The sequence below is a fragment of the Ralstonia chuxiongensis genome, from assembly GCF_024158925.1.
GTDB lineage: Bacteria > Pseudomonadota > Gammaproteobacteria > Burkholderiales > Burkholderiaceae > Ralstonia > Ralstonia chuxiongensis.
The window spans coordinates 718919-742399 of the sequence record NZ_JAMYWC010000003.1; the positions used below are offsets into that span (position 1 = coordinate 718919).

At 63.6% G+C, this 23481-nt stretch carries 20 protein-coding genes; 10 read left to right on the plus strand and 10 right to left on the minus strand.

Going from position 1 to position 23481, the window contains the following annotated elements:
• Nucleotides 1-21 precede the first annotated feature (21 nt).
• From NKG59_RS12680 to NKG59_RS12725, 10 genes are all read right to left on the minus strand, one after another.
• The gene (locus NKG59_RS12680) at nt 22-1749 is read right to left on the minus strand and encodes a PhoH family protein (protein ID WP_253537222.1); all 1728 of its coding nucleotides are present in this window, start codon (nt 1747-1749) and stop codon (nt 22-24) included.
• 466 nt (nt 1750-2215) lie between these two features.
• Nucleotides 2216-2680, minus strand: a complete 465-nt coding sequence (locus tag NKG59_RS12685) for a peroxiredoxin (protein ID WP_045204183.1) — start codon at nt 2678-2680, stop codon at nt 2216-2218.
• A 96-nt stretch (nt 2681-2776) separates the two neighbouring features.
• Nucleotides 2777-3670: a 4-deoxy-4-formamido-L-arabinose-phosphoundecaprenol deformylase gene (locus tag NKG59_RS12690; RefSeq protein WP_253537224.1), complete on the minus strand. Its 894-nt coding sequence runs from the start codon at nt 3668-3670 to the stop codon at nt 2777-2779.
• Nucleotides 3671-3693: 23 nt separating this feature from the next.
• Nucleotides 3694-4752 carry a bifunctional UDP-4-keto-pentose/UDP-xylose synthase gene (locus NKG59_RS12695; protein ID WP_092971384.1) on the minus strand — a complete coding sequence of 353 codons (1059 nt, stop codon included), beginning with the start codon at nt 4750-4752 and terminating at the stop codon, nt 3694-3696.
• Between the two features lie 16 nt (nt 4753-4768).
• Nucleotides 4769-5710: a formyltransferase gene (locus NKG59_RS12700; RefSeq protein WP_253537226.1), complete on the minus strand. Its 942-nt coding sequence runs from the start codon at nt 5708-5710 to the stop codon at nt 4769-4771.
• Nucleotides 5707-6702: a glycosyltransferase gene (locus NKG59_RS12705; protein ID WP_253537227.1), complete on the minus strand. Its 996-nt coding sequence runs from the start codon at nt 6700-6702 to the stop codon at nt 5707-5709. Before NKG59_RS12705 ends, NKG59_RS12700 begins: the two co-directional genes overlap by 4 nt.
• 7 nt (nt 6703-6709) lie before the next feature.
• Complete coding sequence (locus NKG59_RS12710) at nt 6710-7870, minus strand: DegT/DnrJ/EryC1/StrS family aminotransferase (RefSeq protein WP_253537230.1); 1161 nt, start codon at nt 7868-7870, stop codon at nt 6710-6712.
• A gap of 40 nt (nt 7871-7910) precedes the next feature.
• Nucleotides 7911-8282 (minus strand): SMR family transporter, encoded by a 372-nt coding sequence (locus NKG59_RS12715; protein ID WP_004626520.1) that lies wholly within the window; start codon nt 8280-8282, stop codon nt 7911-7913.
• Nucleotides 8283-8408: 126 nt separating this feature from the next.
• Nucleotides 8409-10079, minus strand: a complete 1671-nt coding sequence (locus tag NKG59_RS12720; RefSeq protein ID WP_253537231.1) for a glycosyltransferase family 39 protein — start codon at nt 10077-10079, stop codon at nt 8409-8411.
• A 4-nt stretch (nt 10080-10083) separates the two neighbouring features.
• Nucleotides 10084-10464 carry an Mth938-like domain-containing protein gene (locus NKG59_RS12725; protein WP_045204178.1) on the minus strand — a complete coding sequence of 127 codons (381 nt, stop codon included), beginning with the start codon at nt 10462-10464 and terminating at the stop codon, nt 10084-10086.
• A gap of 295 nt (nt 10465-10759) precedes the next feature.
• On the opposite strand from NKG59_RS12725, the gene NKG59_RS12730 reads away from it, so the two are divergent.
• From NKG59_RS12730 to clpB, 10 genes are all read left to right on the plus strand, one after another.
• Nucleotides 10760-12001, plus strand: a complete 1242-nt coding sequence (locus NKG59_RS12730; protein WP_045204177.1) for a pyridoxal phosphate-dependent aminotransferase — start codon at nt 10760-10762, stop codon at nt 11999-12001.
• A gap of 100 nt (nt 12002-12101) precedes the next feature.
• On the plus strand, nt 12102-13421 hold the full coding sequence (locus NKG59_RS12735) for a homoserine dehydrogenase (protein ID WP_045204176.1): 1320 nt from the start codon (nt 12102-12104) through the stop codon (nt 13419-13421).
• 15 nt (nt 13422-13436) lie between these two features.
• Nucleotides 13437-14882 carry a threonine synthase gene (thrC, locus tag NKG59_RS12740; RefSeq protein ID WP_253537233.1) on the plus strand — a complete coding sequence of 482 codons (1446 nt, stop codon included), beginning with the start codon at nt 13437-13439 and terminating at the stop codon, nt 14880-14882.
• A 4-nt stretch (nt 14883-14886) separates the two neighbouring features.
• Nucleotides 14887-15504, plus strand: a complete 618-nt coding sequence (locus NKG59_RS12745) for a uracil-DNA glycosylase family protein (protein ID WP_253537236.1) — start codon at nt 14887-14889, stop codon at nt 15502-15504.
• 81 nt (nt 15505-15585) lie between these two features.
• Nucleotides 15586-16845, plus strand: a complete 1260-nt coding sequence (locus tag NKG59_RS12750; protein WP_253537239.1) for a molybdopterin molybdotransferase MoeA — start codon at nt 15586-15588, stop codon at nt 16843-16845.
• Nucleotides 16846-16857: 12 nt separating this feature from the next.
• Nucleotides 16858-17115, plus strand: coding sequence for a molybdopterin converting factor subunit 1 (gene moaD, locus NKG59_RS12755; RefSeq protein ID WP_009238308.1), 258 nt, complete (start codon nt 16858-16860; stop codon nt 17113-17115).
• A gap of 16 nt (nt 17116-17131) precedes the next feature.
• Nucleotides 17132-17653, plus strand: a complete 522-nt coding sequence (locus NKG59_RS12760) for a molybdenum cofactor biosynthesis protein MoaE (protein ID WP_045204173.1) — start codon at nt 17132-17134, stop codon at nt 17651-17653.
• 15 nt (nt 17654-17668) lie between these two features.
• Nucleotides 17669-18049 (plus strand): fluoride efflux transporter CrcB, encoded by a 381-nt coding sequence (crcB, locus tag NKG59_RS12765; protein WP_253537242.1) that lies wholly within the window; start codon nt 17669-17671, stop codon nt 18047-18049.
• A 146-nt stretch (nt 18050-18195) separates the two neighbouring features.
• The gene (locus NKG59_RS12770) at nt 18196-20373 is read left to right on the plus strand and encodes a D-(-)-3-hydroxybutyrate oligomer hydrolase (RefSeq protein ID WP_253537244.1); all 2178 of its coding nucleotides are present in this window, start codon (nt 18196-18198) and stop codon (nt 20371-20373) included.
• A gap of 170 nt (nt 20374-20543) precedes the next feature.
• Nucleotides 20544-23132: an ATP-dependent chaperone ClpB gene (gene clpB, locus NKG59_RS12775; RefSeq protein WP_253537246.1), complete on the plus strand. Its 2589-nt coding sequence runs from the start codon at nt 20544-20546 to the stop codon at nt 23130-23132.
• Nucleotides 23133-23481 lie beyond the last annotated feature (349 nt).

Genomic DNA, 23481 nt, shown 5'->3' on the forward strand with positions numbered 1-23481 from the left:
AAATATGTCGCCGCGTGATTTTTACAGCACGTCTGACGCGTGATCCGCGAGCCGCGAGCGCTCGCCGCGCGCCAGCGTGATATGCCCGCTGTGGCTCCAGCCCTTGAAGCGATCGACCACGTAGGTCAGGCCTGATGATCCTTCGGTCAAATACGGCGTGTCGATCTGCGCGATGTTCCCCAGACACACGATCTTCGTCCCCGGGCCCGCGCGCGTGACAAGCGTCTTCATCTGCTTGGGCGTGAGGTTCTGCGCCTCGTCGATGATCAGGAACTTGTTGACGAAGGTGCGGCCGCGCATGAAGTTCATGCTCTTGACCTTGATGCGCGAGCGGATCAGCTCCTGTGTAGCCGCGCGGCCCCATTCACCGGCATTGTCGTCGGATTTTTGCAGCACTTCGAGGTTGTCGTCGAAAGCGCCCATCCACGGCTGCATCTTTTCTTCTTCCGTGCCGGGCAGGAAGCCGATGTCTTCACCCACGGGCACCGTGGCGCGCGTGATGATGATCTCGTTGTAGAGCTTCTGATCCAGCACTTGCTCAAGGCCCGCCGCCAGTGCCAGCAGCGTCTTGCCTGTGCCGGCCTGGCCAAGCAGTGAAACGAAGTCGACTTCCGGGTGCATCAGCAGGTTCAACGCGAAGTTCTGCTCGCGGTTGCGCGCGGTCACACCCCAGACGTTGTTCTTCTGGTGCGTGTAGTCCTTGAGCGTCTGCAGTACGGCGGTCTTGCCATTCAGCTCCTTGACCTGCGCGTACAGCGGCAAACTGCCGTCATTCGGCTCTAGGAAGACAAACTGGTTGACGAGGAACGACGGCACCAGCGGGCCGGACAGGCGGTAGAACGTCGTGCCCGTCTTGGGGTCCTGCCAACTCTCGATGTTCTTGCCGTGCTTCTGCCAGAAGTCTGCCGGCAGCGCCATGATGCCGCTGTAGAGCAGGTCGGTGTCTTCCAGCACGCGATCGTTGAAGTAGTCCTCCGCCGGCAAGCCGAGGGCGCGTGCCTTGATCCGCATGTTGATGTCTTTGGACACCAGCACGACCGATCGGTCCGGACGTTGCTGCTGCAATGCGGCCACCACACCAAGGATCTGGTTGTCCGCTTTGCCCTGCGGCAGGCCATCGGGCAGCTTGATGTCGTTCAGACGCGTTTGGAAGAACAGGCGCCCCTGCGCATCGCGGTTGCCGAGCTTGGCGAGCGGCAAGCCGTCGTCCATGACACCATCGGTGCCAGCCACGAGCTGGTCGAGCGTGCGGCTGACCGTGCGGGCATTGCGCGCAACTTCGCTCATGCCCTTCTTGTGGTTGTCCAGCTCTTCCAACGTCATCATTGGCAGATAGACGTCGTGTTCTTCAAAACGGAAGAGCGATGTCGGATCGTGCATCAGGACGTTGGTGTCGAGCACGAACAGCTTGGCGGGGCCTTCGTCGCGGCGGGTGCGGCGGCGGGCGGCGGTTTCGGTTGATTTGCCGGTCGCGCCCACCGTGTCCACGGCCTTGGCGAGGATGCCTGTGTGTTCGCGTGAGGTGTCTTTCGCCATGGGCGACGCTTCGCCCGAGCGGGCGCGGGCCGTGCTGGCTGCATTGCGTTTAGGTTGCGCACGGCCTGTTTCTGACAACGCCTCGCGCTCGAGCGCGGGCACCGGTTTTCGAGGTTCCTGACCCGCCTTCGGCTTTCCGGCTTTGCCGAAAGGCTTGAATTCAGCCGGGTCAAGCAATTGGGCTGGCTGGGTGGGCATGGTCGGCAGCGGCATGCTTCGATTACCTCTCTGGGTGGAACAACGACGAAACACCGTCCGCGCACATGGCGAGGCGGCGCTGGCGGGAAACGCTGGAAAACGGATGGGCGCGCCGCAGCGGTTGAGGCATGGACGACGGCCACAAAAAAGCCGCCATGACCTGCGAGAGGTGAGGCGGCCTAGGTGAACGCCACGACAAGCTGCACGTTTCGGACGTCCTGCCCGGCCTGCTTGCCGGGAAAAACGCAGAAGCGGTATCAGGCCAACTTGGCCGCCGGTACCGTCGTGGGCTATCGGAATGGCATCCGGATTTCGTACTCATCGGTTCCGACTGTATCGGAAGCTTTTGTGATTTGCAATCGCTCACATGTGACCTGTGGTGCGTCGCAAACTGGCCACGACAGACGATGCGAAATCGACGCAGAATCAACCGCCAGGAGGCCCTGCACCGCACTTTCCCGACAGCTGGATCCACGTGCAGTTACAGGGCGCGCACCGCCGCGAGCACATCATCGACATGGTTTGGCACTTTTACGCCGCGCCATTCCTTTCGCAGCACGCCCTTGCTGTCGATCAGGAATGTGCTGCGCTCGATGCCGCGCACGTCCTTGCCGTACATCTTCTTCATCTTGATGGTGTCAAAGATGTCGCAGACGGCTTCGTCGGCGTCGGAAATCAGCTCGAAGGGCATCTCCAGTTTCGCCTTGAAGTTTTCGTGCGATTTCAGGCTGTCGCGCGAGATGCCGAACACCACGGCGCCGGCGGCTTCAAAGGCGTCGTACTGGTCGCGGAAGTTCATCGCCTCGGTGGTGCAGCCAGGCGTGTTGTCCTTCGGATAGAAATACAGCACGACGATCTTGCCGCGCTGCGATGCCGGCGAGAACGTGATGCCGTTGGTTGCCGGTGCGGAGAAATCGGGAAGAGGCTGGTCGATCGTGACGGGCATGGTGTGTTCCGGAAAACCGCGAGGAGAGAGACGGGAAGCTCGTAGACGGGCAAATCTGAGATACAGCGCCCAACGCCAAACCGGAGATCGGAAAGATCAGGCCGGCTGAACGATCAGGCTGCCGCTGCGGCCGGCAACTTCGCCCCATGTGACGGGCTGCACGGGCAGGGTACTGCGATCGAGCGTCGCGTAGTAATCGCCCATCGACCCTAGCCGATGGCCTTGCGCGCGCCATCCTCGCAGCAACTCGCGGAAGATCGGGGCAAGTTTCTGCCCTTCAAGTTCTGCATGCAAGGTAAACACCTGGTCGCGGTCGGACTCGGTCATCTTCAGGATATGCCGGGCGACGTTGTCGAGGGAGATGTCTTCCACGCCGATCAGCTCGTCCAGTGTGGGCAGCGTCGTCGGCAATTGCACGTGGTTCAGCGCTTTGCCATCAACGCTCGGGATGTACGGATGCGTGCCCCGGCCGTCGGAGGCATAGGCCATGCCCCAGTTGTCGATCTGGCGGAACGCGTGGTCGTTCATCTGCCAGCCGGCGGCGCCGTGCGTCGCGGGTGGCTGGCCGAATACCTGGATGAAACGGGCGTGTGCGGCGGTCATCTGGCGGGCGGTCCAGCCTGCGTCGCGCTGGCGGACATTGTCTTGCCAAAGCACGTGGTCCCACGTGTGGATGCCGGTCTCGAAACCTGCCTCGGCGATGGCGCGCATTTCAGCTGCGGCTTTGCGTCCGATGTCGGGGCCGGGCAGCAGCACGCCGTACATCAGCGTGCGAAGACCGTAATGCTCAACAACCGACGTGCGAGAAACCTTTTTGAGAAAGCCGGGGCGAAAGGCCCGACGCAGCGCCCAGCCGGTGTGATCCGGGCCGAGGCTGAAGAGGAAGGTCGCGCCCGCCTCGTGCTCGCGCAGCATGCGCGCGAGGTTGGGCACGCCTTCGCGGGTACCGCGCAGGGTGTCGACGTCGATCTTGAGGACGATGAGAGCCATGAACCTGCGCGGGGGGTGTTGCTTTACTTGTTGCCGTTGCCGTCTTCGACCAGGCTGCGGGCTTCAGCCACGTGCGTGCGATACGCTTCGAAAATGTTCGCCAGCGCGTCCTTCATCACGGTGGTCGGCTTCCAGCCGAGGTCTTCCATGGTGTTGGCGATCTTCGGCACGCGGTTCTGCACGTCCTGGTAGCCGGTGCCGTAGTAGGCGCCGGAGGTCGTTTCCACCAGTTGGACCTGCTTGGCGGTGTCCTTGTACTCGTCGATCTTGGCGGCTTGTTCCAACATCATGTTGGCCAGCTCGCGCACCGAGTAGTTGTTCGACGGGTTGCCGATGTTGTAGATCTTGCCCGAGGCCACGCCGTCCTTGTTGGCAATAATGCGCACCAGGGCGTCGATGCCGTCATCGATATACGTGAAGGCGCGCTTCTGGCTGCCGCCGTCGACGAGCTTGATGTTCTCGCCGCGCACGATGTGGCCGAGGAACTGCGTCACAACGCGCGACGAACCTTCCTTCGGGGTGTAGATCGAGTCCAGGCCCGGGCCGATCCAGTTAAACGGGCGGAACAGCGTGAAGTTCAGGCCTTCCATGCCGTAACCCCAGATCACGCGGTCCATCAACTGCTTCGAGCACGCGTAGATCCAGCGCGGCTTGTTGATGGGGCCGTAGATCAGCGGCGAGGCTTCCGGATCGAATTCCGAATCGCCGCACATGCCGTAGACCTCGGAGGTCGACGGGAAGACCAGGTGCTTGCCGTACTTGGCAGCCGAGCGAACGATCGGCAGGTTGGCTTCAAAGTCCAGCTCGAACACGCGCAGCGGGTCTTTGACGTAGGTCGACGGCGTGGCGATAGCTACCAGGGGCAGGATCACGTCGCACTTCTTCACGTGATACTCGACCCACTCCTTGTTGATGGTGATGTCACCCTCGAAGAAGTGCATGCGCGGGTGGTTGATCAGGTCGCCCAGACGCTCGGTCTGCATGTCCATGCCGTAGACCTCCCAGTCGGTGGTCTCCAGGATGCGCTTGGACAGGTGGTGGCCGATGAAGCCGTTGACGCCGAGGATCAGTACTTTTTTCATGAAGGCAAACTCAAGATCAGGAGAGGGCGAGCTGGCTGGCGAGCTGCTGCGCGGTCACGACAGATGTTCCGCTGGCAGCTTGGGGCTCGACGCGCCAGAGCTCGTGAATGGCGATGGCTCCCCCATCGCCGCACACGCCGAACATCGCATTATCCACGACGTGCAAGCCCGGCGGCAAATTCGTAAGGGTTTGGTGCGCCAGACGGGCCCGCGCGACAACGTAGCGTTCGCTGCCGGCGTCCGTAAAGGCACCGGGGTAGGGCGGCGCCACGGCACGAATCAGGTTATAGACCTGCTGTGCCGGTTTGGACCAGTCGATGCGGCCGTCTTCGGGTTTGCGGCCGCCGAAATAGCTACCGTTGGCCAGCACGTTCGGGTGCTGCGGAATGTGCCCGGCAATCATCGCGGGAAGCGCGCGCCACAAGGTTTGCTCGGCCGCCACGGTGGCCTTTTCGAACACTTCGTGCGAGGTGTCGTCCGGCAGGATCGGCACGATGGTCTGGTCGACGATGTAACCGGCATCCGGTTTTTCGACCATTTCGTGCAGGGTGGCGCCGGTTTCGGTCTCGCCGTGCAGCACCGCCCAGTTGATGGGCACGCGGCCGCGGTACTTGGGCAACAGTGAACCGTGCATGTTGAACGCGCCGAATTTGGCGAGGCTCAACAGGCGCATCGGGATCATGTGCCGGTAATAGAACGAAAAGATGAAGTCCGGCGCAATGGCGGCGATTCGCGCGTGCAGGTCTTCACCGTTTGCGTTGTCCGGCGTGATGTATGGAATGCCTAATTCCTGTGCGGTGGCGCGCACGCTACCGAACCAGATGTTCTCGGCGGCGTTGTCCTCGTGCGTGACAACGAGTTCGACCTGAATGCCACGCGCTGCCAGCACGCGCAGGCAGCGTACGCCGACGTTGTGATACGCGAAAACGACCGCGCGCCGCTTGAGCTGCGAACTCATGCAACACCCCGCTGCGAGCCCGACTTCAGATCGGCGGCACCGGCTTCATGCAGATGCGGCGTCTCTTCCAGCACACCCTGCACCAGATAGCGCGGGCGTTCGCGCACCTGTTGATAGATGCGGCCGATGTATTCGCCCAGCAGGCCAATGCCAAACAGCAGCACGCCCATCAGGAAGAACGTGATGGCGAATAGCGTGAATACGCCCTGGACTTCCGCGCCCAGGATGAAGCGCCGCACCACTAGCAGGATGAACAGCACGGCAGAGGCAAACGACAACAGCATCCCGATCGCCGAGAACCATTGCAGCGGCACGACGGAAAAGCCCGTCACCAGGTCGAAATTCAGGCGCACGAGCTTGTAGAGCGAGTACTTCGACTCGCCGGCGAAGCGCTCTTCGTGGTCGACTTCGATTTCGGTCGGGTTCTTGCTGAACGTGTAGGCCAGCGCCGGAATGAAGGTGTTGACTTCGCGGCAGCGGTTGATGGTGTCGACGATGGTTCGGTTGTATGCGCGCAGCATGCAGCCCTGGTCCGTCATCTTGATGTGCGTGATGCGCTCGCGGAGCGAATTCATGGCGCGCGATGCGGTGCGACGGAACCAGCTGTCTTGGCGCACTCGCCGGATGGTGCCGACGTAGTCGTAGCCTTCGTCGAGCTTTTCAACCAAGCGGCCGATTTCTTCCGGCGGATTCTGCAGGTCGGCATCGAGCGTGACGACGCGTTCGCCGCGCGCATGTTCGAAGCCGGCCAGGATGGCCATGTGCTGGCCATAGTTGCCGTTGAACAGCACGACGCGCGTGCTGTCCGGGCGCGCGCGGAACTGCTCGGCCAGCATGGCGGCGGAGCGGTCGCGGCTACCGTCGTTGACGAACACGACTTCATACGAAATGCCGAGCGCGTCGAGCGCGGGATACAGACGCGCAAACAGCGCGGCGAGCCCGTCTTCTTCGTTGTAAACAGGAATGACGACCGAGAGAGCGGGTGTCTTCATTATTGGATTATTGGTACTGGGCGCAAAGTTGGCGGACCGCGCTGACCACGCGATCCACATCGGAATCTTCCATGCCGGCAAACATCGGCAGCGTAACGATGGCGCGGCCAATGCGCTCGGCCACCGGGAACATGCCCGGCTTCCAGCCGAGTTCGCGGTAGAGCTTGAACAGGTGGATGGGCGGATAGTGCACGCCCGCGCCGATGCCCAGCGCCTTCAGGCCAGCCATGAAGCCGGCGCGATCGACCTTCAGGCGATCCAGCGGCAGCACGATTTGGAACATGTGCCAGTTGGTGTGCGTGAAGTCCTCTACGGGCAGCTCAACGCCGAACGACTCGATATCGGCTGCGCGCATGCCGGCAAAGTAACGGCGGGCCAGGGCAGCGCGGCGTGCGGTCACGGCTTCAAGCTGGGCGAACTGGCCCAGGCCAATCGCGGCATTCACGTCCGTGAGGTTGAACTTGCCGCCCACCAGGTCGACTTCCATGCCGTCAAAGCCGGTACGCACGACGCCTTGCAGGCGATATTTTTCGGCCAGCACGGCTTCTTCGGGCGTGTTCAGCACCAGCGCGCCGCCTTCGATGGTCGTGATGTTCTTGTTGGCCTGGAAGCTGAAGCTGACCAGGTCGCCAATCTGGCCGATGCGCTTGTCGCCCCAACGCGAACCAATGGCTTGCGCGGCATCTTCCACCACGCGCAGCTTGTGGCGGCGGGCGATGTCGTAGAGGCGATCCATGTCGACGGGCAGGCCCGACAGATAGACCGGAACAATGGCCTTGGTGCGCGGCGTGATGGCGGCCTCGACCTTGTCCAGATCGATGTTGCGCGTCACCGGGTCGATGTCGACGAAGACCGGCTTGGCGCCGACCGTCAGCACCACATTGGACGTGGCGACCCACGAGATCGGCGTGGTGATTACCTCATCGCCGGGGCCAATGCCCGCAATGCGCAGCGCGACTTCCATCGTGGCCGTGCCGTTGGCGAATGTGCGGACGATGCGGCCGCCGAAGTACTCCGACAGCGCGGCTTCGAACGCGGCAACCTTGGGGCCCGAGGTGATCCAGCCCGAGCGCAGCACATCGGCCACGGCGGCGATGGTCGCCTCGTCAATGGTCGGGCGCACGAAGGGCAGGAACGGAAGTTCGGCTGTGGCGGTGGTTTGCGTCATGACTTGAATGAGGTTGGGTGCTGGGGGCGGGCACATCGGATCACGAGCGAGCCAGCACAAGTACGCCGACGAGGATGATCGCGATGCCGATCAGGCGCTGCACCGACAGCACTTCGCCAAACAGATACCACGCCAGGAAGGCGTTGACCACGTAGCCCAGGGAGAGCATCGGATACGCGATGGTCACATCCACGCGCGACAGGCCGAGAATCCACACCACCACCGAGATGACGTAGCACGACAGGCCGCCAATGATGGGCCACTGTGTTGCAAGCTTGATGCCGATCGGCAGGATGTTGTCGGCCGAAAACGCAAAGCGGCCGATGTTGTTGACGCCCGCCTTGAGCAGCAGCTGGGCGCACGCATTGAGCATGACGCCCGTCAGGATCAGCCCGAAAGTGACCAGATTCATGTGTTCTTTTGATGTTTTACAGACTGCGGCGGTTTCCCCGTGCGGATATTCTTAATCCCGCCGCCGGGCCGCATGTTACGACAATTCCGCTTGCGCGCCCCTTTCGACAATCCGTGGCGGTGAAACCTAGTTGCGCCGGACGATCACGCGGCGGGCATCGCGGGCGATCACGATCATCGGTACGCCCTGGGCTGCCAGCCGGTCATAGGTACCCGGCCCCATCATGGCGACGGCCTGACCGCCGGCTTTCCAGCGCGCCACGAACGCTTCGGTGGTCGGCACCCACTTGGCCGGCTCCTGCTTAGCGCCGAAGGCCAGCTCATCAGGTTCCTGCACCATGGTGGTGGGCCTGCCGAGGTAAAACGGCATTGTATGGTCCAGACGCTCCACCGCATAGAACGGCACGTCGGGCTTGAGCCACGGCTTGACGGCTGGTACGAGATCGATACCCGACATGGAGCGCCCGAAAGCTTCGTGGCCCAACATCGCCGCCGTAAATGTCAGGAACCACGCGCACGCAAATGCGGCCACGCTCTCGAAGCGCCGGTCCGCCAAGCGAAGTGCCAGCCACGTGAACCCTGCTCCCGCCACGAACGCCACGGCCAGGAACATCGCAAATCGGGAAAACACGGCGTTCGGGTACATGTCCGACGACATGGTCGCCACGTAACCGCTGGCCGCCAGACCAGCCAGCGCCAGCGCCAGGAAGCCCTTGAGTTGCCAGCGCCACGCGTGCTCGCTGGTGTGCTCGAGCACCAGGGCCGCCAGAATCGCCAGCGCTGGGATGATTGGAAAGATATAGCCCGGCAGCTTCGAGTCGGAAATGCTGAAAAACGCGAAGATCAGGACAGCCCACAGGCCGAGCATGAGCGTGGGGCGGAAACCGTTGCTGGCGGTTTCACCGCGTGCAAGGGTCAGGCGTGCAGCGCCGGGCAATTGAGCAAGCCACGGCAGGAACCCGGCCACCAGCAATGGCACGAAGTACCAAAGCGGCGCGTTTCGGTTATGCACGGTCGACGTGAAACGCTGGAAATGCTCGTGCACGAAGAAGAACCACGCGAATTCCGGGTTGCGTATGGAGATCAGGACGAACCACGGCGCGCCGACGGCAAAGAAGATGATCAGCCCGCTCACCAGATGCAATCGTTTCCACAGGGCCCAGTCGCGCGCGACCAACGTGTAGACCACCAGCACAAAACCCGGCAGGACCACGCCGATGAGGCCCTTGCTCAGCACAGCCAGCGCCATTGATGCCCAGCAGGCCCACATCCAGCCGCGTTGTTGAGCGCGCGTGGCATCCGGATGCTGCGCGAGCAGCAGCGCACCCAACGCCATCGTCATGCAGCCGGCCACGCCCATGTCGAGCGAATTGAAGTGCGAGCCCACGTTCCACAGAGGCGCGCTCACCAGCACCAGCCCGCTGATGACCGCCGTCCGTTTGCCCCACCAGCGCGCCGCCGCCAGCATCGTGAAAACAATGCCGACGATGCCGGAAAGCGCCGTGAACAGCCGCGCCTGCCAGTCGCCGATGCCAAACAGCGTGTAGGCGAGTGCGGTGCCCCACATTTGCAGCGGCGGCTTCTCGAAATACTTCAGGGCGTTGTAGCGGATGGTCACCCAGTCTCCCGAGACGAACATCTCGCGCGCGATTTCGGCGTAGCGACCTTCGTCGGTGGGGATCAGGTGCCGGTAGCCCAGCGTGCCGAGCCAGATGGCTAGGAACGCAGCAGCCAGCAGCCACAGCGACGCATTGCGCCAGGGGAGGATGGGCGCTTGAGCAGTGCGGTCGATCGGCATGCGGTCAGGCACGCTCGATTAGCAGGGCGGCGGCCACTTTGCGGCCTTCCAGCATCAGGATGTTGTACGTGCGGCCGGCGGCCTGCAGGTCCATGGCGTCCACGCCGATGCGCTTTTCTGTGAGCGGCACCGTCAGCCGCGGGTGCGGGAAGCGCAGCTTATTGCCGGAGCCGAAGATCACCACTTCGGCGCCCAGTTCGAGCAGGCGAGCGAAATGCTCGGGCGTCAGATCCTCAAAGCGCGACACATCCCACTGCACCACGGCGCCCTCGGGCATCACCAGCACGGAGTGCTCGTAGCGCACCTTGTTGATTTCGATATAGCCGTCGCCATAGCCGGTAACGGTATTGAGAATGGTCGACGAATCGGATGAATGGAGCTTCAAGGCGGGAATCCCATCGGGCGCGATGACTGCGGCGCATACGGCGGCACGCAGGCAAAGGCGCTAGGTTTCAGACTTCGGGCAGGTTTCGCTGCGTTGCAAAAATGCCCGCCTAAGTCTGTCATAATGGGCTAAATTATATCTTTTTCTCTCCTTCGCCCGCCGCGCCACAAGCGATGTCCGGCAAGGAATAGCGTAGCGGCGCCTGCCGCTGTGTGGCGTTACCGTCGCCGCTTTGCTGCGCCACAGAATGTCCCGTAGTTCCAGCCGTTCAACGTCGCCACTCGCCGCCTTGCCCGTGAAAACGATCCAGAAATCCGCCAAGCTCAACAACGTCTGCTATGACATTCGCGGCCCCGTGCTCGAGAAGGCCAAGCAGATGGAAGAAGAGGGCCACAAGATCATCAAGCTGAATATCGGCAACCTGGCCGTGTTCGGTTTCGATGCCCCTGAAGAAATCCAGCAGGACATGATCCGCAACCTGCCGAATTCGGCGGCGTATTCGGATTCCAAGGGCATCTTCGCGGCGCGCAAGGCGGTGATGCACTACACGCAAGAGCAGGGCATCAAGAATGTCACGCTGGAAGATATCTATCTGGGCAATGGCGCGTCGGAGCTGATTTCGCTGGCCACCAACGCGCTGCTCGACGCCGGTGACGAGCTGCTGCTGCCGGCGCCCGACTACCCGTTGTGGACCGCCGTGACCAGCCTTTCGGGCGGCACGCCGGTGCACTACATCTGCGACGAAGCCAATGGCTGGATGCCAGATCTGGACGACATCCGCGCCAAGATCACGCCCAACACCAAGGGCATCGTCGTCATCAACCCGAACAATCCGACCGGCGCGCTGTATTCGGACGAGCTGCTGCTGGGCATCGTCGCCATTGCGCGTGAGCACGGCCTGGTGATCTTCGCCGATGAGGTGTACGACAAGGTTCTGTTCGACGACAACAAGCACACCGCGATCGGCTCGCTGTCGGAAGACGTGCTGACCGTGACGTTCAACAGCCTGTCGAAGAGCTACCGCTCGTGCGGTTACCGCGCAGGGTGGATGGTCGTGTCAGGCGACAAGCGCCCGGCCAAGGATTACATCGAAGGCCTGAACATGCTGTCGTCGATGCGCCTGTGCGCCAACGTGCCGGGGCAGTGGGCGATCCAAACCGCGCTGGGCGGCTACCAGAGCATCAAAGACCTGGTGGCGCCGGGCGGCCGCATGCGTCGTCAGCGCGACTTGGCGCACGAGCTGATCACCGCCATCCCTGGCGTGACCTGCGTCAAGCCCAAGGCTGCACTGTATATGTTCCCGCGTCTGGACCCAGCGGTGTATCCCATCGAAGACGACCAGACCTTTATCCGCCAACTGCTGGAAGAAGAGCGTGTGCTGCTGGTGCAGGGCACGGGCTTCAACTGGCACTCGCCGGACCACTTCCGCATCGTCTTCCTGCCGCACGAAGACGATCTTCGTGAAGCGATTGGCCGAATTTCGCGCTTCCTGGAGCGGTACCGTCAGCGTCACGGTACTGGCATCCGGGCCGCATAAACTCGGTCTTCCGCCAGATCAGTAACTGCGGGGCAGACCGAAGTGTCTGCCCTGTGTGTTTTTTGCTTCTCCGCTTTTTCGTTTCTTTACGACACGTCTCATGAATCCCATCAAGATCGGCCTGCTCGGGCTCGGTACCGTCGGTGGCGGTACCCTCAAGGTTCTGCAACGGAACCAGGAAGAAATCCGCCGTCGTGCGGGTCGCGGCATTGAAGTCGCCATGATTGCAGTGCGCAATGTCGACCGCGCCCGCGCTATCGTGCAGGAAGCCGGCGCGACCGTGCCGGTGGTGAACGACCCGTTTGCGATTGTGGATTCGCCCGAGATCGATATCGTCGTGGAGCTGATTGGAGGTTACGACCTGGCACGCGAACTGGTGCTGCGTGCCATCGCCAACGGCAAGCACGTTGTCACCGCCAACAAGGCGCTGCTGGCCGTGCATGGCAACGAGATCTTCAAGGCCGCGCAGGACAAGGGCGTGATGGTGGCGTTCGAGGCTGCCGTGGCTGGCGGCATTCCGATCATCAAGGCGCTGCGTGAAGGCCTGACGGCCAACCGCATCGAGTGGATCGCCGGCATCATCAACGGCACCACGAACTTCATCCTGACCGAGATGCGCGACAAGGGTCTGGACTTTGATACGGTGCTCAAGGAAGCCCAGCGCCTGGGCTACGCCGAAGCCGATCCGACCTTCGACATCGAAGGCTTTGACGCCGCGCACAAGCTCACGCTCATGAGCGCCATCGCCTTTGGCGTGCCGGTGCAGTTCGAGCGCGCGTATGTGGAAGGCATCACGAAGTTGGAAGCCGTCGACATCCGCTACGCCGAAGAACTCGGCTACCGTATCAAGCTGCTGGGCATTACGCGCCGTGTCGAAGCGGGCATTGAGTTGCGCGTGCATCCGACGCTCGTGCCGGCCAAGCGCCTGATCGCCAATGTCGAAGGCGCGATGAACGCCGTGGTCGTCAATGGCGATGCCGTGGGCCCGACGCTGTACTACGGCAAGGGCGCTGGCGCCGAGCCGACCGCTTCGGCCGTCGTCGCCGATCTGGTGGACGTGACGCGCCTGCACACGGCCGACCCGGAACACCGCGTGCCGCATCTGGCGTTCCAACCGGACGCGCTGTCCGACACGCCGGTGCTGCCGATCGACGAAGTGCGTTCGAGCTACTACCTGCGCATGCGCGTGGCCGATGAAACCGGCGTGCTGGCCGACATCACGCGCATCCTGGCCGAAGGCGGCATCTCGATCGACGCCATGCTGCAGAAGGAATCGCGCGAAGGCGAGCCGCAGACCGACATCATCATGCTGTCGCATGTGACGGTGGAAAAGCGCGTGAACGCCGCCATCGCCGCCATCGAAGCGCTGCCGACCGTGCTGTCGAAGGTCACGCGCATCCGCATGGAAGAACTGAACTAAGCGCAGGACATGAGCATGCAATACCGATCGACCCGCGGCCACGCAGAGCCGCAGAGCTTCTCCCGCATCCTGCTGGGCGGCCTGGCGCCGGACGGCGGCCTGTACCTGCCTGAGCAGTACCCGCAGGTCAGCGTTGACGAGCTGACCCGCTGGCGCGACCTGCCGTACGCCGATCTCGCGTTCGAAATCCTGCGCAAGTTCGCCACCGACATTCCCGAGGACGACCTGCGCGCATTGACCCGCCGCACCTACACGCCCGAGGTCTACTGCAACGCGCGCGCCGGCGATAACACCGCCGACATCACGCCGCTGCACAAGCTGGGCGAGGAAGGCGGCACGTCGCTGTCGCTGCTGTGCCTGTCCAACGGCCCGACGCTGGCCTTCAAGGACATGGCGATGCAGCTGCTGGGCAACCTGTTCGAATACGCACTCGACCGTGAGCACGCCGAGCTGAACATTCTGGGCGCGACCTCCGGCGACACGGGCAGCGCCGCCGAATACGCCATGCGCGGCAAGCGTGGCGTGCGCGTGTTCATGCTGAGCCCGCACCGCAAGATGAGCGCGTTCCAGACCGCGCAGATGTTCAGCCTGCAAGACAAGAACATCTTCAACATCGCCATCGAAGGCGTGTTCGACGACGCGCAGGACATCGTCAAGGCGGTGTCGAACGATCTCGAATACAAGGCCCGCCAGAAGATCGGCACGGTCAACTCGATCAACTGGGCGCGCGTCGTCGCCCAGGTCGTCTATTACTTCAAGGGCTACCTGCTGGCGGCCCCGAAGATTGGCGACAAGGTGTCGTTCTGCGTGCCCTCGGGCAACTTCGGCAACGTCTGCGCCGGCCACATCGCGCGCATGATGGGTTTGCCGATCGACAAGCTGGTCGTTGCCACCAACGAGAACGACGTGCTCGACGAGTTCTTCCGCACCGGCACGTACCGCGTGCGTTCTGCCGCGCAGACGTATCACACGTCCAGCCCCAGCATGGACATCAGCAAGGCGTCGAACTTCGAGCGCTTCGTGTTCGATCTGCTGGATCGTGATCCGGCGCGCCTGGCCCAGCTCTTCCGCGATGTGGACGAAAAGGGCGGTTTCTCGATGACGGGCAAGCCGGAGTTCGACCGCATCGCCGAGTTCGGCTTTGTCTCGGGCCGCAGCTCGCACGCAGACCGCGTCGATACGATCCGCGACGTGTTTGCCACCTACGGCACGATGATCGACACCCACACCGCCGACGGCGTGAAGGTGGCACGCGAAAACCTGACGCCGGGCGTGCCGATGGTGGTGCTGGAAACGGCGCTCCCGGCCAAGTTTGGCGACACCATTCGCGAAGCGCTGGATCGCGAGCCGGAGCGTCCTGCGGGCTACGCTGATATCGAATCGCTGCCGCAGCGCTTCGAAGTCATGCCGGCCGACGCAGACCGCATCAAGGGCTACATCGCCCAGCACACCGGTCTCTGAACCGATGGAAGCAGTGCCGGATGACGGGGCAGGGGCAGCGTTCGAGCGCTGCCTGCACGACATCCGTGCCTGCCGCGAGTGCAAGGGCGCCCTCGCGCACGAGCCTCGCCCGGTGGTCGTGGCGGACCGCCGCGCTCGCGTCCTGATCATCGGGCAGGCGCCGGGCCGCATCGTCCACGAAACCGGCATCCCCTGGAACGACCGTTCCGGGGACCGCCTACGCCAGTGGCTGCAGATCTCATACGACGATTTCTACGCGGACAGGCGCATCGCCGTGGTGCCGATGGGTTTTTGCTTTCCCGGTACCGGCGCGAATGGCGATTTGCCCCCGCGCCCGGAATGCGCGCCCAAGTGGCATCGGCCGTTGCTGACCGCGATGCCCGATGTAAGGCTCGCGCTGCTGGTAGGCACCTATGCCCAGCGCAACTACCTCGACGTGCCGCGCGACTGGTCGCTGACCGACGTGGTGCGCAATGGGCCCGTGCGGGACGCCGACGGCCGTGTGCTGTTCCCGCTGCCGCATCCGAGCCCGCGCAATCTGGCTTGGTTCAAACACAACCCGTGGTTTGACGCGCACATCGTGCCGGCACTGCGGGCCGCGCTGGCCGACGCATTCGCTTGATACGCCTGCGCTGATGCATGGCATCGGTCTGGAACCGATACAATCGAAATCTCCCTTTCGATTCCGCTTCCCCATTCCCGCATGTCCGCCAACGATGCTCCTGCCGTCAAACCGTCCTTGCTGACGCTCGATGCGGCGCTGTCGCAACTGCTTGCCGCAGTGCGCGTTTTGCACGAGACCGAAACCGTGTCGACGTTGCACGCCAACGGGCGCGTTCTCGCGCAGGCCGTCCGCAGCAGCTTGAACGTGCCGCCCGCCGACAACACGCAGATGGACGGCTACGCCGTGCGCGCGGCCGACATCACCGCGCCGGGCACGCGCCTGAAGGTGGCGCAGCGCATTCCCGCCGGCCATGTCGGCCAGCCGCTCAATGCGGGCGAGGCGGCGCGTATCTTTACCGGCGCGCTGATCCCGCCGGGCGCCGATGCGGTGGTCATGCAGGAGCAATGCAAGGCTGATGCTGACACGGGCACCGTCACCATCGACCACGTGCCGGAATCCGGCGAGTGGATCCGCCGCGCTGGCGAGGACATTGCCGACGGCGCCGAGATCCTGCCGCGCGGCACGCGCCTTGGCCCGCAGCAACTCGGCTTGGCGGCTTCGGTCGGCTGTGCCAATCTGCACGTGGTGCGCCGTCCGCGCGTGGCCGTGTTCTTTACCGGCGATGAGCTTGCTATGCCCGGCGAGCCGCTCAAGCCCGGCGCGATCTACAACTCCAACCGCTTCACGCTGCGCGCCCTGCTGGAAAACCTCGGCTGCGATATCACCGATTTCGGCATCGTGCCCGACACGCTGCAAGCCACGCGCGACACGCTGCGCGAAGCGGCCGAGGAGCACGACCTCATCATCACCTCCGGCGGCGTGTCGGTGGGCGAGGAAGACCACATCAAGCCCGCTGTGGAAGCGGAAGGGCGCCTGAACCTTTGGCAGATCGCCATCAAGCCGGGCAAGCCGCTGGCCTTTGGCGAGGTGCGCCGGCCAGAAGGCATGGTCGGTGGCCCCACCGCGTTTTTCATTGGCCTGCCGGGTAACCCGGTGTCGAGCTTCGTCACCTTCCTGCTGTTCGTGCGGCCGTTCATTCTGCGTCTGCAGGGCGTGGCGGATGTGGCCCCAAAGCGCATCCCGATGCGTGCCGACTTTGCATTGCCCAAGGGCGATCGCCGCAACGAGTTTCTGCGTGCGCGCATCAACGCCAACGGCGGGCTGGACCTGTTCCCCAATCAAAGCTCGGGCGTGCTGACCTCCACCGTGTGGGGCGATGGCCTGATCGACAACCCGCCCAACCAGCCGATCGCGCCGGGCGGTGTTGTCAGCTTCCTGCCGTTCGCGGGTCTGGTGTAAGGAGCGATGGCCATGCAGATTGAACTTCGTTTCTTTGCCAGCGTGCGCGAACAACTCGGAACCTCGCAGGAGCAGGTGGTCGTGCCGGAGGCCGTGCGCACCGTCGGCGATGTGCGCCGCTGGCTGGCGCAGCGCGGTCCGGTCTGGGGCGAAACCCTGGCCGAAGGCCGTGCGCTGCGCATGGCGGTCGACCACCAGATCGTGCCGGCCGATACCGCTGTGCACGACGGCTGCGAGGTCGCATTCTTTCCGCCCGTGACCGGCGGCTGAGCGCAGGAGACCGACCATGTCCGTCCGCGTCCAGGAAGCCGACTTCGACCTCGGCGCCGAGATTGCCGCGCTCCGTGCCGGCCGCCCAAACATCGGCGCGGTGGCCAGCTTCATCGGCACCGTGCGCGACATCAACGACGGCACCGGCGTGTCCGAGATGGAGTTGGAGCACTATCCCGGCATGACCGAAAAGGCGCTCGCTGACATCGTGAGCGCGGCCATGCAGCGTTGGGAGTTGATCGACGCGCTCGTCATCCATCGCGTTGGCAAGCTCAAGCCGCAAGACCAGATCGTGCTGGTGGCGGTGGCTTCCAAGCACCGCGGCGAATCCTTTGCCGCGTGCGAATTCATCATGGATTACCTCAAGAGCGAGGCGCCGTTCTGGAAGAAGGAACAGACGCCTGAAGGCGCGCGCTGGGTCGATGCGCGTGTCACGGACGACAAGGCGCTCGCCCGCTGGGGCATTGCCACCACCAACGCCGGGGCAAACACGGCCAATCAGCCTGGCGCATCTGCGCAACCCAACGACTACGAATAACAAGGACGCGACCGCATGAGCGGAATTGGCATTCTGGCAGTTGGGGTGGGCGCTGCACTGGGAGCCTGGTTGCGCTGGGCGTTCGCCATCTTGTGGAATGCCATCAATCCGGCCTTGCCGTACGGCACGCTGGCAGCCAATCTGGTGGGAGGCTATTTGATTGGCGTTGCGGTGGGTTTTTTCGATACGCACGCGGGGCTGCCGCCTGAATGGCGTTTGCTTGTCATCACCGGTTTTCTGGGCGGGCTGACGACGTTCTCGACGTTTTCCAGCGAGGTTGTCGCCAACATCCTGGCCGGCGACCACCTGATGGGCGCGCTGCATATCGTGGCGCATCTCGGGGGCTCGCTGTTCCTCACCATGCTCGGTCTCTGGACGGTGCGCACGTTCAGTTGATCGCAAGGCCGGGCGCGCAAATTGGGTTGCGAATGAGAAGTTGGGTTCACATACTGGTAGTGCCTGCGGTGGCGTAGGGACGTGCAGTATCGAAGGCCGCCGCGGGTTGCTTTGTGTTGTTCCATCCATAACGAGAAGGAGACGCAATGAAACCAACCCGAACGGCGCGCCTGCGACGGCACGTCTCAGCAAGCAGCGTCATCGCTGCCGGTGCCGTGCTGCTGGCCGGCTGCGGTGTGCTAAGCGCTTGCGGCGGCAGCAATGATGGCAACAACGTGCCGGGCAATACCAAACCGGCCTTTGCCGGCAAGGTGACCATCAACCGGTACGACGGCGTATCCGACGACCTGCTGACCGCCGGCCTGGGCGCAAGCGGCCTGGCTTCAGCCGCCGCGCCCGCCATCGCCAACCCCACCGCGCCCACGGCGGCCGAGCTGCGCCGCCTGGCGATCTATGCCAACTACCGCGCGCTGGTCGACACGGCAGCCAAGGGCGGTTACGGCACGCTCTATGGCCCGAACGTCGACGCCAGCGGCAACGTCACGCAGGGCTCCGGCATGATCGCCGGGACGGAATACGTGACGTACTCCGACGACGGCACAGGCCAGCAGAATGTTGTGCTGCTCGTGCAGATCCCGGACAGCTTCGACGTCAACAACCCCTGCATCATCACCGCCACCTCGTCGGGCTCGCGCGGTATCTACGGCGCGATTTCCACTGGCGAGTGGGGCCTCAAGCGCAAGTGCGCCGTGGCCTATACCGACAAGGGCACGGGGGCCGGACCGCACGATCTGGCTACCGACACCGTCGCCCTGCAGGACGGCACGCGCACCACGCGCAGCGCCGCCGGGTCCAACGCGCACTTTGCCGCGCCGCTCACCAGCAGCCAGTTGTCCGCCTTCAACGCCGCCACGCCGAACCGGCTGGCGTTCAAGCACGCGCATTCGCAGCGCAATCCCGAGAAGGATTGGGGCCTGTTCACGTTGCAGGCCGTGCAGTTCGCGTTCTGGGCGATCAACGACAAGGTCTCGGGGACGAGCGGTGCGTTGGTCGGCAGCGCGCTGCCGGTGCGTCCGGACAACACCATCGTCATCGCGTCGAGCATCTCCAACGGCGGTGGTGCGGCCATCGCAGCGGCCGAGCAGGACACCGGCGGGTGGATCGACGGGGTGGCCGTCGGCGAGCCCGGCCTGAACCTGCCGCCCAACACCGGTGTGCAGGTGGTGCGCGGCGGCACGACGCTGCCGACGACCGGCAAACCGCTGTTCGACTACGTGAGCTACGCCAACGTGTTCCGGCTGTGCGCGGCGTCGTCTGCGAGCGTTGCCACGGCACCGGCGCAGGCGTTCTTTGGCAGCCTCACGACGTTCCCGGCAGGTGCGCAGGCCAACCGCTGCGCAGCGCTCAAAGCGGCCGGGCTGCTGACGTCCACCACGGCAGCTGCCCAGGCTGACGAAGCCCTGCAGAAGATGCGTGCCTATGGCTGGGAGCCCGAATCGGACCTCGTGCACGCGTCGATGTCGTTCTACGAGATCGACCCATCGGTGGCGACCACGTTTGGCAATGCACTCGCGCGCGCCAGCGTGACCGACAACCTGTGCGGGCTAAGCTTCGCGGCAACTGACGCGTCGTTCCATCCGACGGCGGTGAACGCCACGGCGCTCGCGCAGATGGCGGCGCTCGGCAACGGCATTCCGCCCACCTCCGGCGTGCAGCTCGTCAACAACAACGCGCAGGGCGGGCCGACGCGCAGCAACCAGTCGGTGGACTCGACCGGCACGCAGGCCGCCAACCTCGACGGCGCGCTGTGCCTGCGGAACCTGCTGACGGGCGCCGATGCCGCTTCGCAATCGCTGCAGACGGGGATCAGCCAGACGCTGCGCACGGGCAACCTGCAGGGCAAGCCTGCGCTGATCGTGCAGGGCCGCAACGACGCGCTGCTGCCGGTCAACCATGGCTCGCGGCCGTACTTGGGGCTGAACGCCAAGGTTGAGGGCGGCTCGAGCAAGCTGTCGTACATCGAGGTGATGAACGCGCAGCATTTCGATGGCTTCATCGACCTTGTGCCCGGCTACGACACGCTGTTCGTGCCGCTGGTGCTGTATGAGCAGCGCGCGCTGGACGCCATGTACGCCAACCTGAAGAACGGCACGCCGTTGCCGCCGTCGCAGGTGGTGCGCACGACCCCGCGCGGTGGCACGCCCGGTGCTGCACCTGCCATCAACGCGGCAAACGTGCCGAACTTCACGAGCACGCCGGCCGCGGCCGACCGCATCTCGGTGAGCGTGTCGGGCGGTGTGGCGACGGTATCGGTGCCCAACTGATGCGATAGCCAGGACGATTTTGAAGCACTTGGGACGGCGGCGTGGCCAGCAGGCGCGCCGCCGTTTGTTCTGGCGCAAATCTGCATCAAAACTCGCGTTTCCATGCTTGAAAAGCCACCGAAGCTCCCTATCTTTCGGAGCAGTGAAACATTTTCCGCAAGGGGTTTTTAATGCGTTTGGACAAACTGACCACCCGCTTCCAGGAAGCGCTGGCCGACGCGCAGAGCCTGGCGCTGGGCAACGACAATCCGTACATCGAACCCGTCCATCTGCTGCTGGCCATGCTGCGCCAGCCGGATGGCGCGACCAAGAACCTGCTCGCCCGCGCGGGCGTCAACACGGGCGCGCTGGATACGGCGCTGGACCGCGCCATCAAGCATCTGCCGCAAGTGCAGGGTGGTGAACAGGTACAGGTCGGCCGTGATCTGGGCAACCTGCTGCAGCAAACCGAGAAGGAAGGCATCAAGCGCGGCGACCAGTTCATCGCCAGCGAGCTGTTCCTGCTGGCCGTGGCTGACGACAAGGGCGAGGCAGGCCGTATTGCGCGCGAACACGGCCTGTCGCGCAAGCCGCTCGAAGCCGCCATCGACGCCGTACGCGGCGGCCAGACCGTCGGCAGCGCCGAGGCCGAAAGCCAGCGTGAAGCGCTCAAGAAGTACACCATCGACCTCACCGAGATGGCCCGGATCGGCAAGCTCGACCCCGTCATCGGCCGCGATGATGAAATCCGCCGTGCCATCCAGATCCTGCAGCGTCGCACCAAGAACAACCCGGTGCTGATTGGCGAGCCGGGCGTGGGCAAGACGGCCATCGTCGAGGGGCTGGCGCAGCGCATCGTCAATGAAGAGGTGCCTGAAAGCTTGAAGAACAAGCGTGTGCTGGTGCTCGACATGGCGGGTCTGCTGGCCGGTGCCAAGTATCGCGGCGAGTTCGAGGAGCGCCTGAAGGCGGTGCTGAACGACATCGCCAAGGAAGAGGGCCGGACCATTCTCTTCATCGACGAGATCCACACCATGGTGGGCGCGGGCAAGGCCGAAGGCGCAATGGACGCCGGCAACATGCTCAAGCCGGCGCTTGCACGCGGCGAGCTGCATTGCATCGGCGCGACCACGCTGGATGAATACCGCAAGTACATCGAGAAGGACGCCGCGCTGGAGCGCCGCTTCCAGAAGGTGCTCGTGGGCGAGCCGAGCGTGGAGGCGACCATCGCCATCCTGCGCGGCCTGCAGGAGAAATATGAACTGCACCACGGCGTGGAGATCACCGACCCAGCGATCGTGGCCGCGGCTGAACTCAGCCACCGCTACATCACCGACCGCTTCCTGCCGGACAAGGCCATCGACCTGATCGATGAGGCAGCAGCGCGCATCAAGATGGAAATCGACTCGAAGCCCGAGGCGATGGACAAGCTCGACCGGCGCCTGATCCAGCTGAAGATCGAGCGCGAGGCCGTCAAGAAGGAAACCGACGAAGCGTCGCAGAAGCGCCTGGACCTGATCGAGCAGGAGATCGAACGCCTGCAGAAGGAATACGCCGATCTGGATGAAATCTGGAAGGCCGAGAAGGGCGCTGCGCAAGGTGCGGCGACGCTCAAGGAAGAGATCGAAAAGATCAAGCTGGAGATCGCCAAGCTGCAGCGAGAAGGCAAGCTCGACAAGGTGGCCGAGTTGCAATACGGCAAGCTGCCCGAACTGGAAGGCAAGTTGAAGGCCGCCACTGCCGCCGAGTCTGCCGGCCAGAAGCAGCCGAACAAGCTGCTGCGCACGCAGGTGGGTGCCGAAGAGATTGCCGAAGTCGTCAGCCGCGCCACGGGCATTCCCGTGTCGAAGATGATGACCGGCGAGCGCGAGAAGCTGCTCAAGATGGAAGACCGCCTGCACGAGCGCGTTGTCGGCCAGGACGAGGCCGTGCGCCTGGTGTCCGACGCCATTCGCCGCTCGCGTGCCGGCATTGCAGACGAGAACAAGCCCTACGGCTCGTTCCTGTTCCTGGGCCCAACGGGCGTGGGCAAGACCGAGCTGTGCAAGGCGCTGGCCGGCTTCCTGTTCGATTCGGAAGAGCACCTCATCCGCATCGACATGAGCGAGTTCATGGAGAAGCATTCCGTGAGCCGGCTGATCGGCGCGCCCCCGGGCTATGTCGGCTATGAGGAAGGCGGTTACCTGACCGAAGCCGTGCGTCGCAAGCCGTACAGCGTGGTGCTGCTCGATGAAGTGGAAAAGGCGCACCCGGACGTTTTCAACGTGCTGCTGCAGGTGCTCGACGATGGCCGCCTGACGGATGGCCAGGGCCGCACGGTCGACTTCAAGAACACAGTGATCGTGATGACGTCGAACCTTGGCTCGCAGCTCATCCAGCAGATGGCGACCGAACCGGCGGACGTGATCAAGGGTGCCGTGTGGCAGGAAGTGAAGACGCATTTCCGGCCCGAGTTCCTGAACCGGATCGACGAGGTGGTGGTGTTCCACTCGCTGGACCAACGCAACATCGAATCGATCGCGCGCATCCAGCTCAAGCGCCTCTCGGCACGTCTGGCGCAGATGGACCTGGCGCTGGAAATCAGCGACGAGGCAGTGGCCAAGCTGGCATCGGCGGGCTACGACCCGGTGTTTGGGGCACGGCCGTTGAAGCGGGCCATCCAGCAGCAGCTTGAGAATCCGGTGGCACGGATGATTCTGGAGGGCAAGTTTGCCCCGAAGGATGTGGTGCCGGTGGATTATCGGGATGGGCAGTTCTCGTTTGATCGGGTTGTGCACTGAGGCTGTGTAGTGGTGCGTTAAAAAGCCGCTCCGGAGGATTCCGGAGCGGCTTTTTTGTTTTTGGCTTTTTGTTTTTGTTGGTGGTGCATCCCTGTTTCACCCCCTGCCGGGGGCGACTCACTTTCTTTGTCTTGCCAAAGAAAGTAAGCAAAGAAAGGCGCGCCCGAGATGGCGACTTCCCCTTGGATTTTTGTCGCGGGGAGGGGAAGGAGCCAAACTCGCTGCGCTCAGACAAGGCTCCTTCCTTTTTCCTCCCCGCAACAAAAATCCAAGGCGCCATCTAGGGCAAGGTACGGCCACACCATCGAAGCACAACCGCAGTAGTGGGATGTGCGGCAAGACGCGAGGC

Coding starts and splice junctions, on each gene's coding strand:
- moaD (WP_009238308.1), top strand. CDS start 16,858: ATGCAGATTGAACTTCGTTTCTTTGCCAGCGTGCGCGAACAACTCGGA.
- NKG59_RS12705 (WP_253537227.1), bottom strand. CDS start 6,702: ATGAAGACACCCGCTCTCTCGGTCGTCATTCCTGTTTACAACGAAGAA.
- NKG59_RS12680 (WP_253537222.1), bottom strand. CDS start 1,749: ATGCCGCTGCCGACCATGCCCACCCAGCCAGCCCAATTGCTTGACCCG.
- NKG59_RS12695 (WP_092971384.1), bottom strand. CDS start 4,752: ATGAAAAAAGTACTGATCCTCGGCGTCAACGGCTTCATCGGCCACCAC.
- NKG59_RS12720 (WP_253537231.1), bottom strand. CDS start 10,079: ATGCCGATCGACCGCACTGCTCAAGCGCCCATCCTCCCCTGGCGCAAT.
- NKG59_RS12690 (WP_253537224.1), bottom strand. CDS start 3,670: ATGGCTCTCATCGTCCTCAAGATCGACGTCGACACCCTGCGCGGTACC.
- thrC (WP_253537233.1), top strand. CDS start 13,437: ATGCAATACCGATCGACCCGCGGCCACGCAGAGCCGCAGAGCTTCTCC.
- NKG59_RS12715 (WP_004626520.1), bottom strand. CDS start 8,282: ATGAATCTGGTCACTTTCGGGCTGATCCTGACGGGCGTCATGCTCAAT.
- NKG59_RS12700 (WP_253537226.1), bottom strand. CDS start 5,710: ATGAGTTCGCAGCTCAAGCGGCGCGCGGTCGTTTTCGCGTATCACAAC.
- NKG59_RS12710 (WP_253537230.1), bottom strand. CDS start 7,870: ATGACGCAAACCACCGCCACAGCCGAACTTCCGTTCCTGCCCTTCGTG.
- crcB (WP_253537242.1), top strand. CDS start 17,669: ATGAGCGGAATTGGCATTCTGGCAGTTGGGGTGGGCGCTGCACTGGGA.
- NKG59_RS12745 (WP_253537236.1), top strand. CDS start 14,887: ATGGAAGCAGTGCCGGATGACGGGGCAGGGGCAGCGTTCGAGCGCTGC.
- NKG59_RS12770 (WP_253537244.1), top strand. CDS start 18,196: ATGAAACCAACCCGAACGGCGCGCCTGCGACGGCACGTCTCAGCAAGC.
- NKG59_RS12760 (WP_045204173.1), top strand. CDS start 17,132: ATGTCCGTCCGCGTCCAGGAAGCCGACTTCGACCTCGGCGCCGAGATT.
- NKG59_RS12750 (WP_253537239.1), top strand. CDS start 15,586: ATGTCCGCCAACGATGCTCCTGCCGTCAAACCGTCCTTGCTGACGCTC.
- NKG59_RS12685 (WP_045204183.1), bottom strand. CDS start 2,680: ATGCCCGTCACGATCGACCAGCCTCTTCCCGATTTCTCCGCACCGGCA.
- NKG59_RS12735 (WP_045204176.1), top strand. CDS start 12,102: ATGAATCCCATCAAGATCGGCCTGCTCGGGCTCGGTACCGTCGGTGGC.
- clpB (WP_253537246.1), top strand. CDS start 20,544: ATGCGTTTGGACAAACTGACCACCCGCTTCCAGGAAGCGCTGGCCGAC.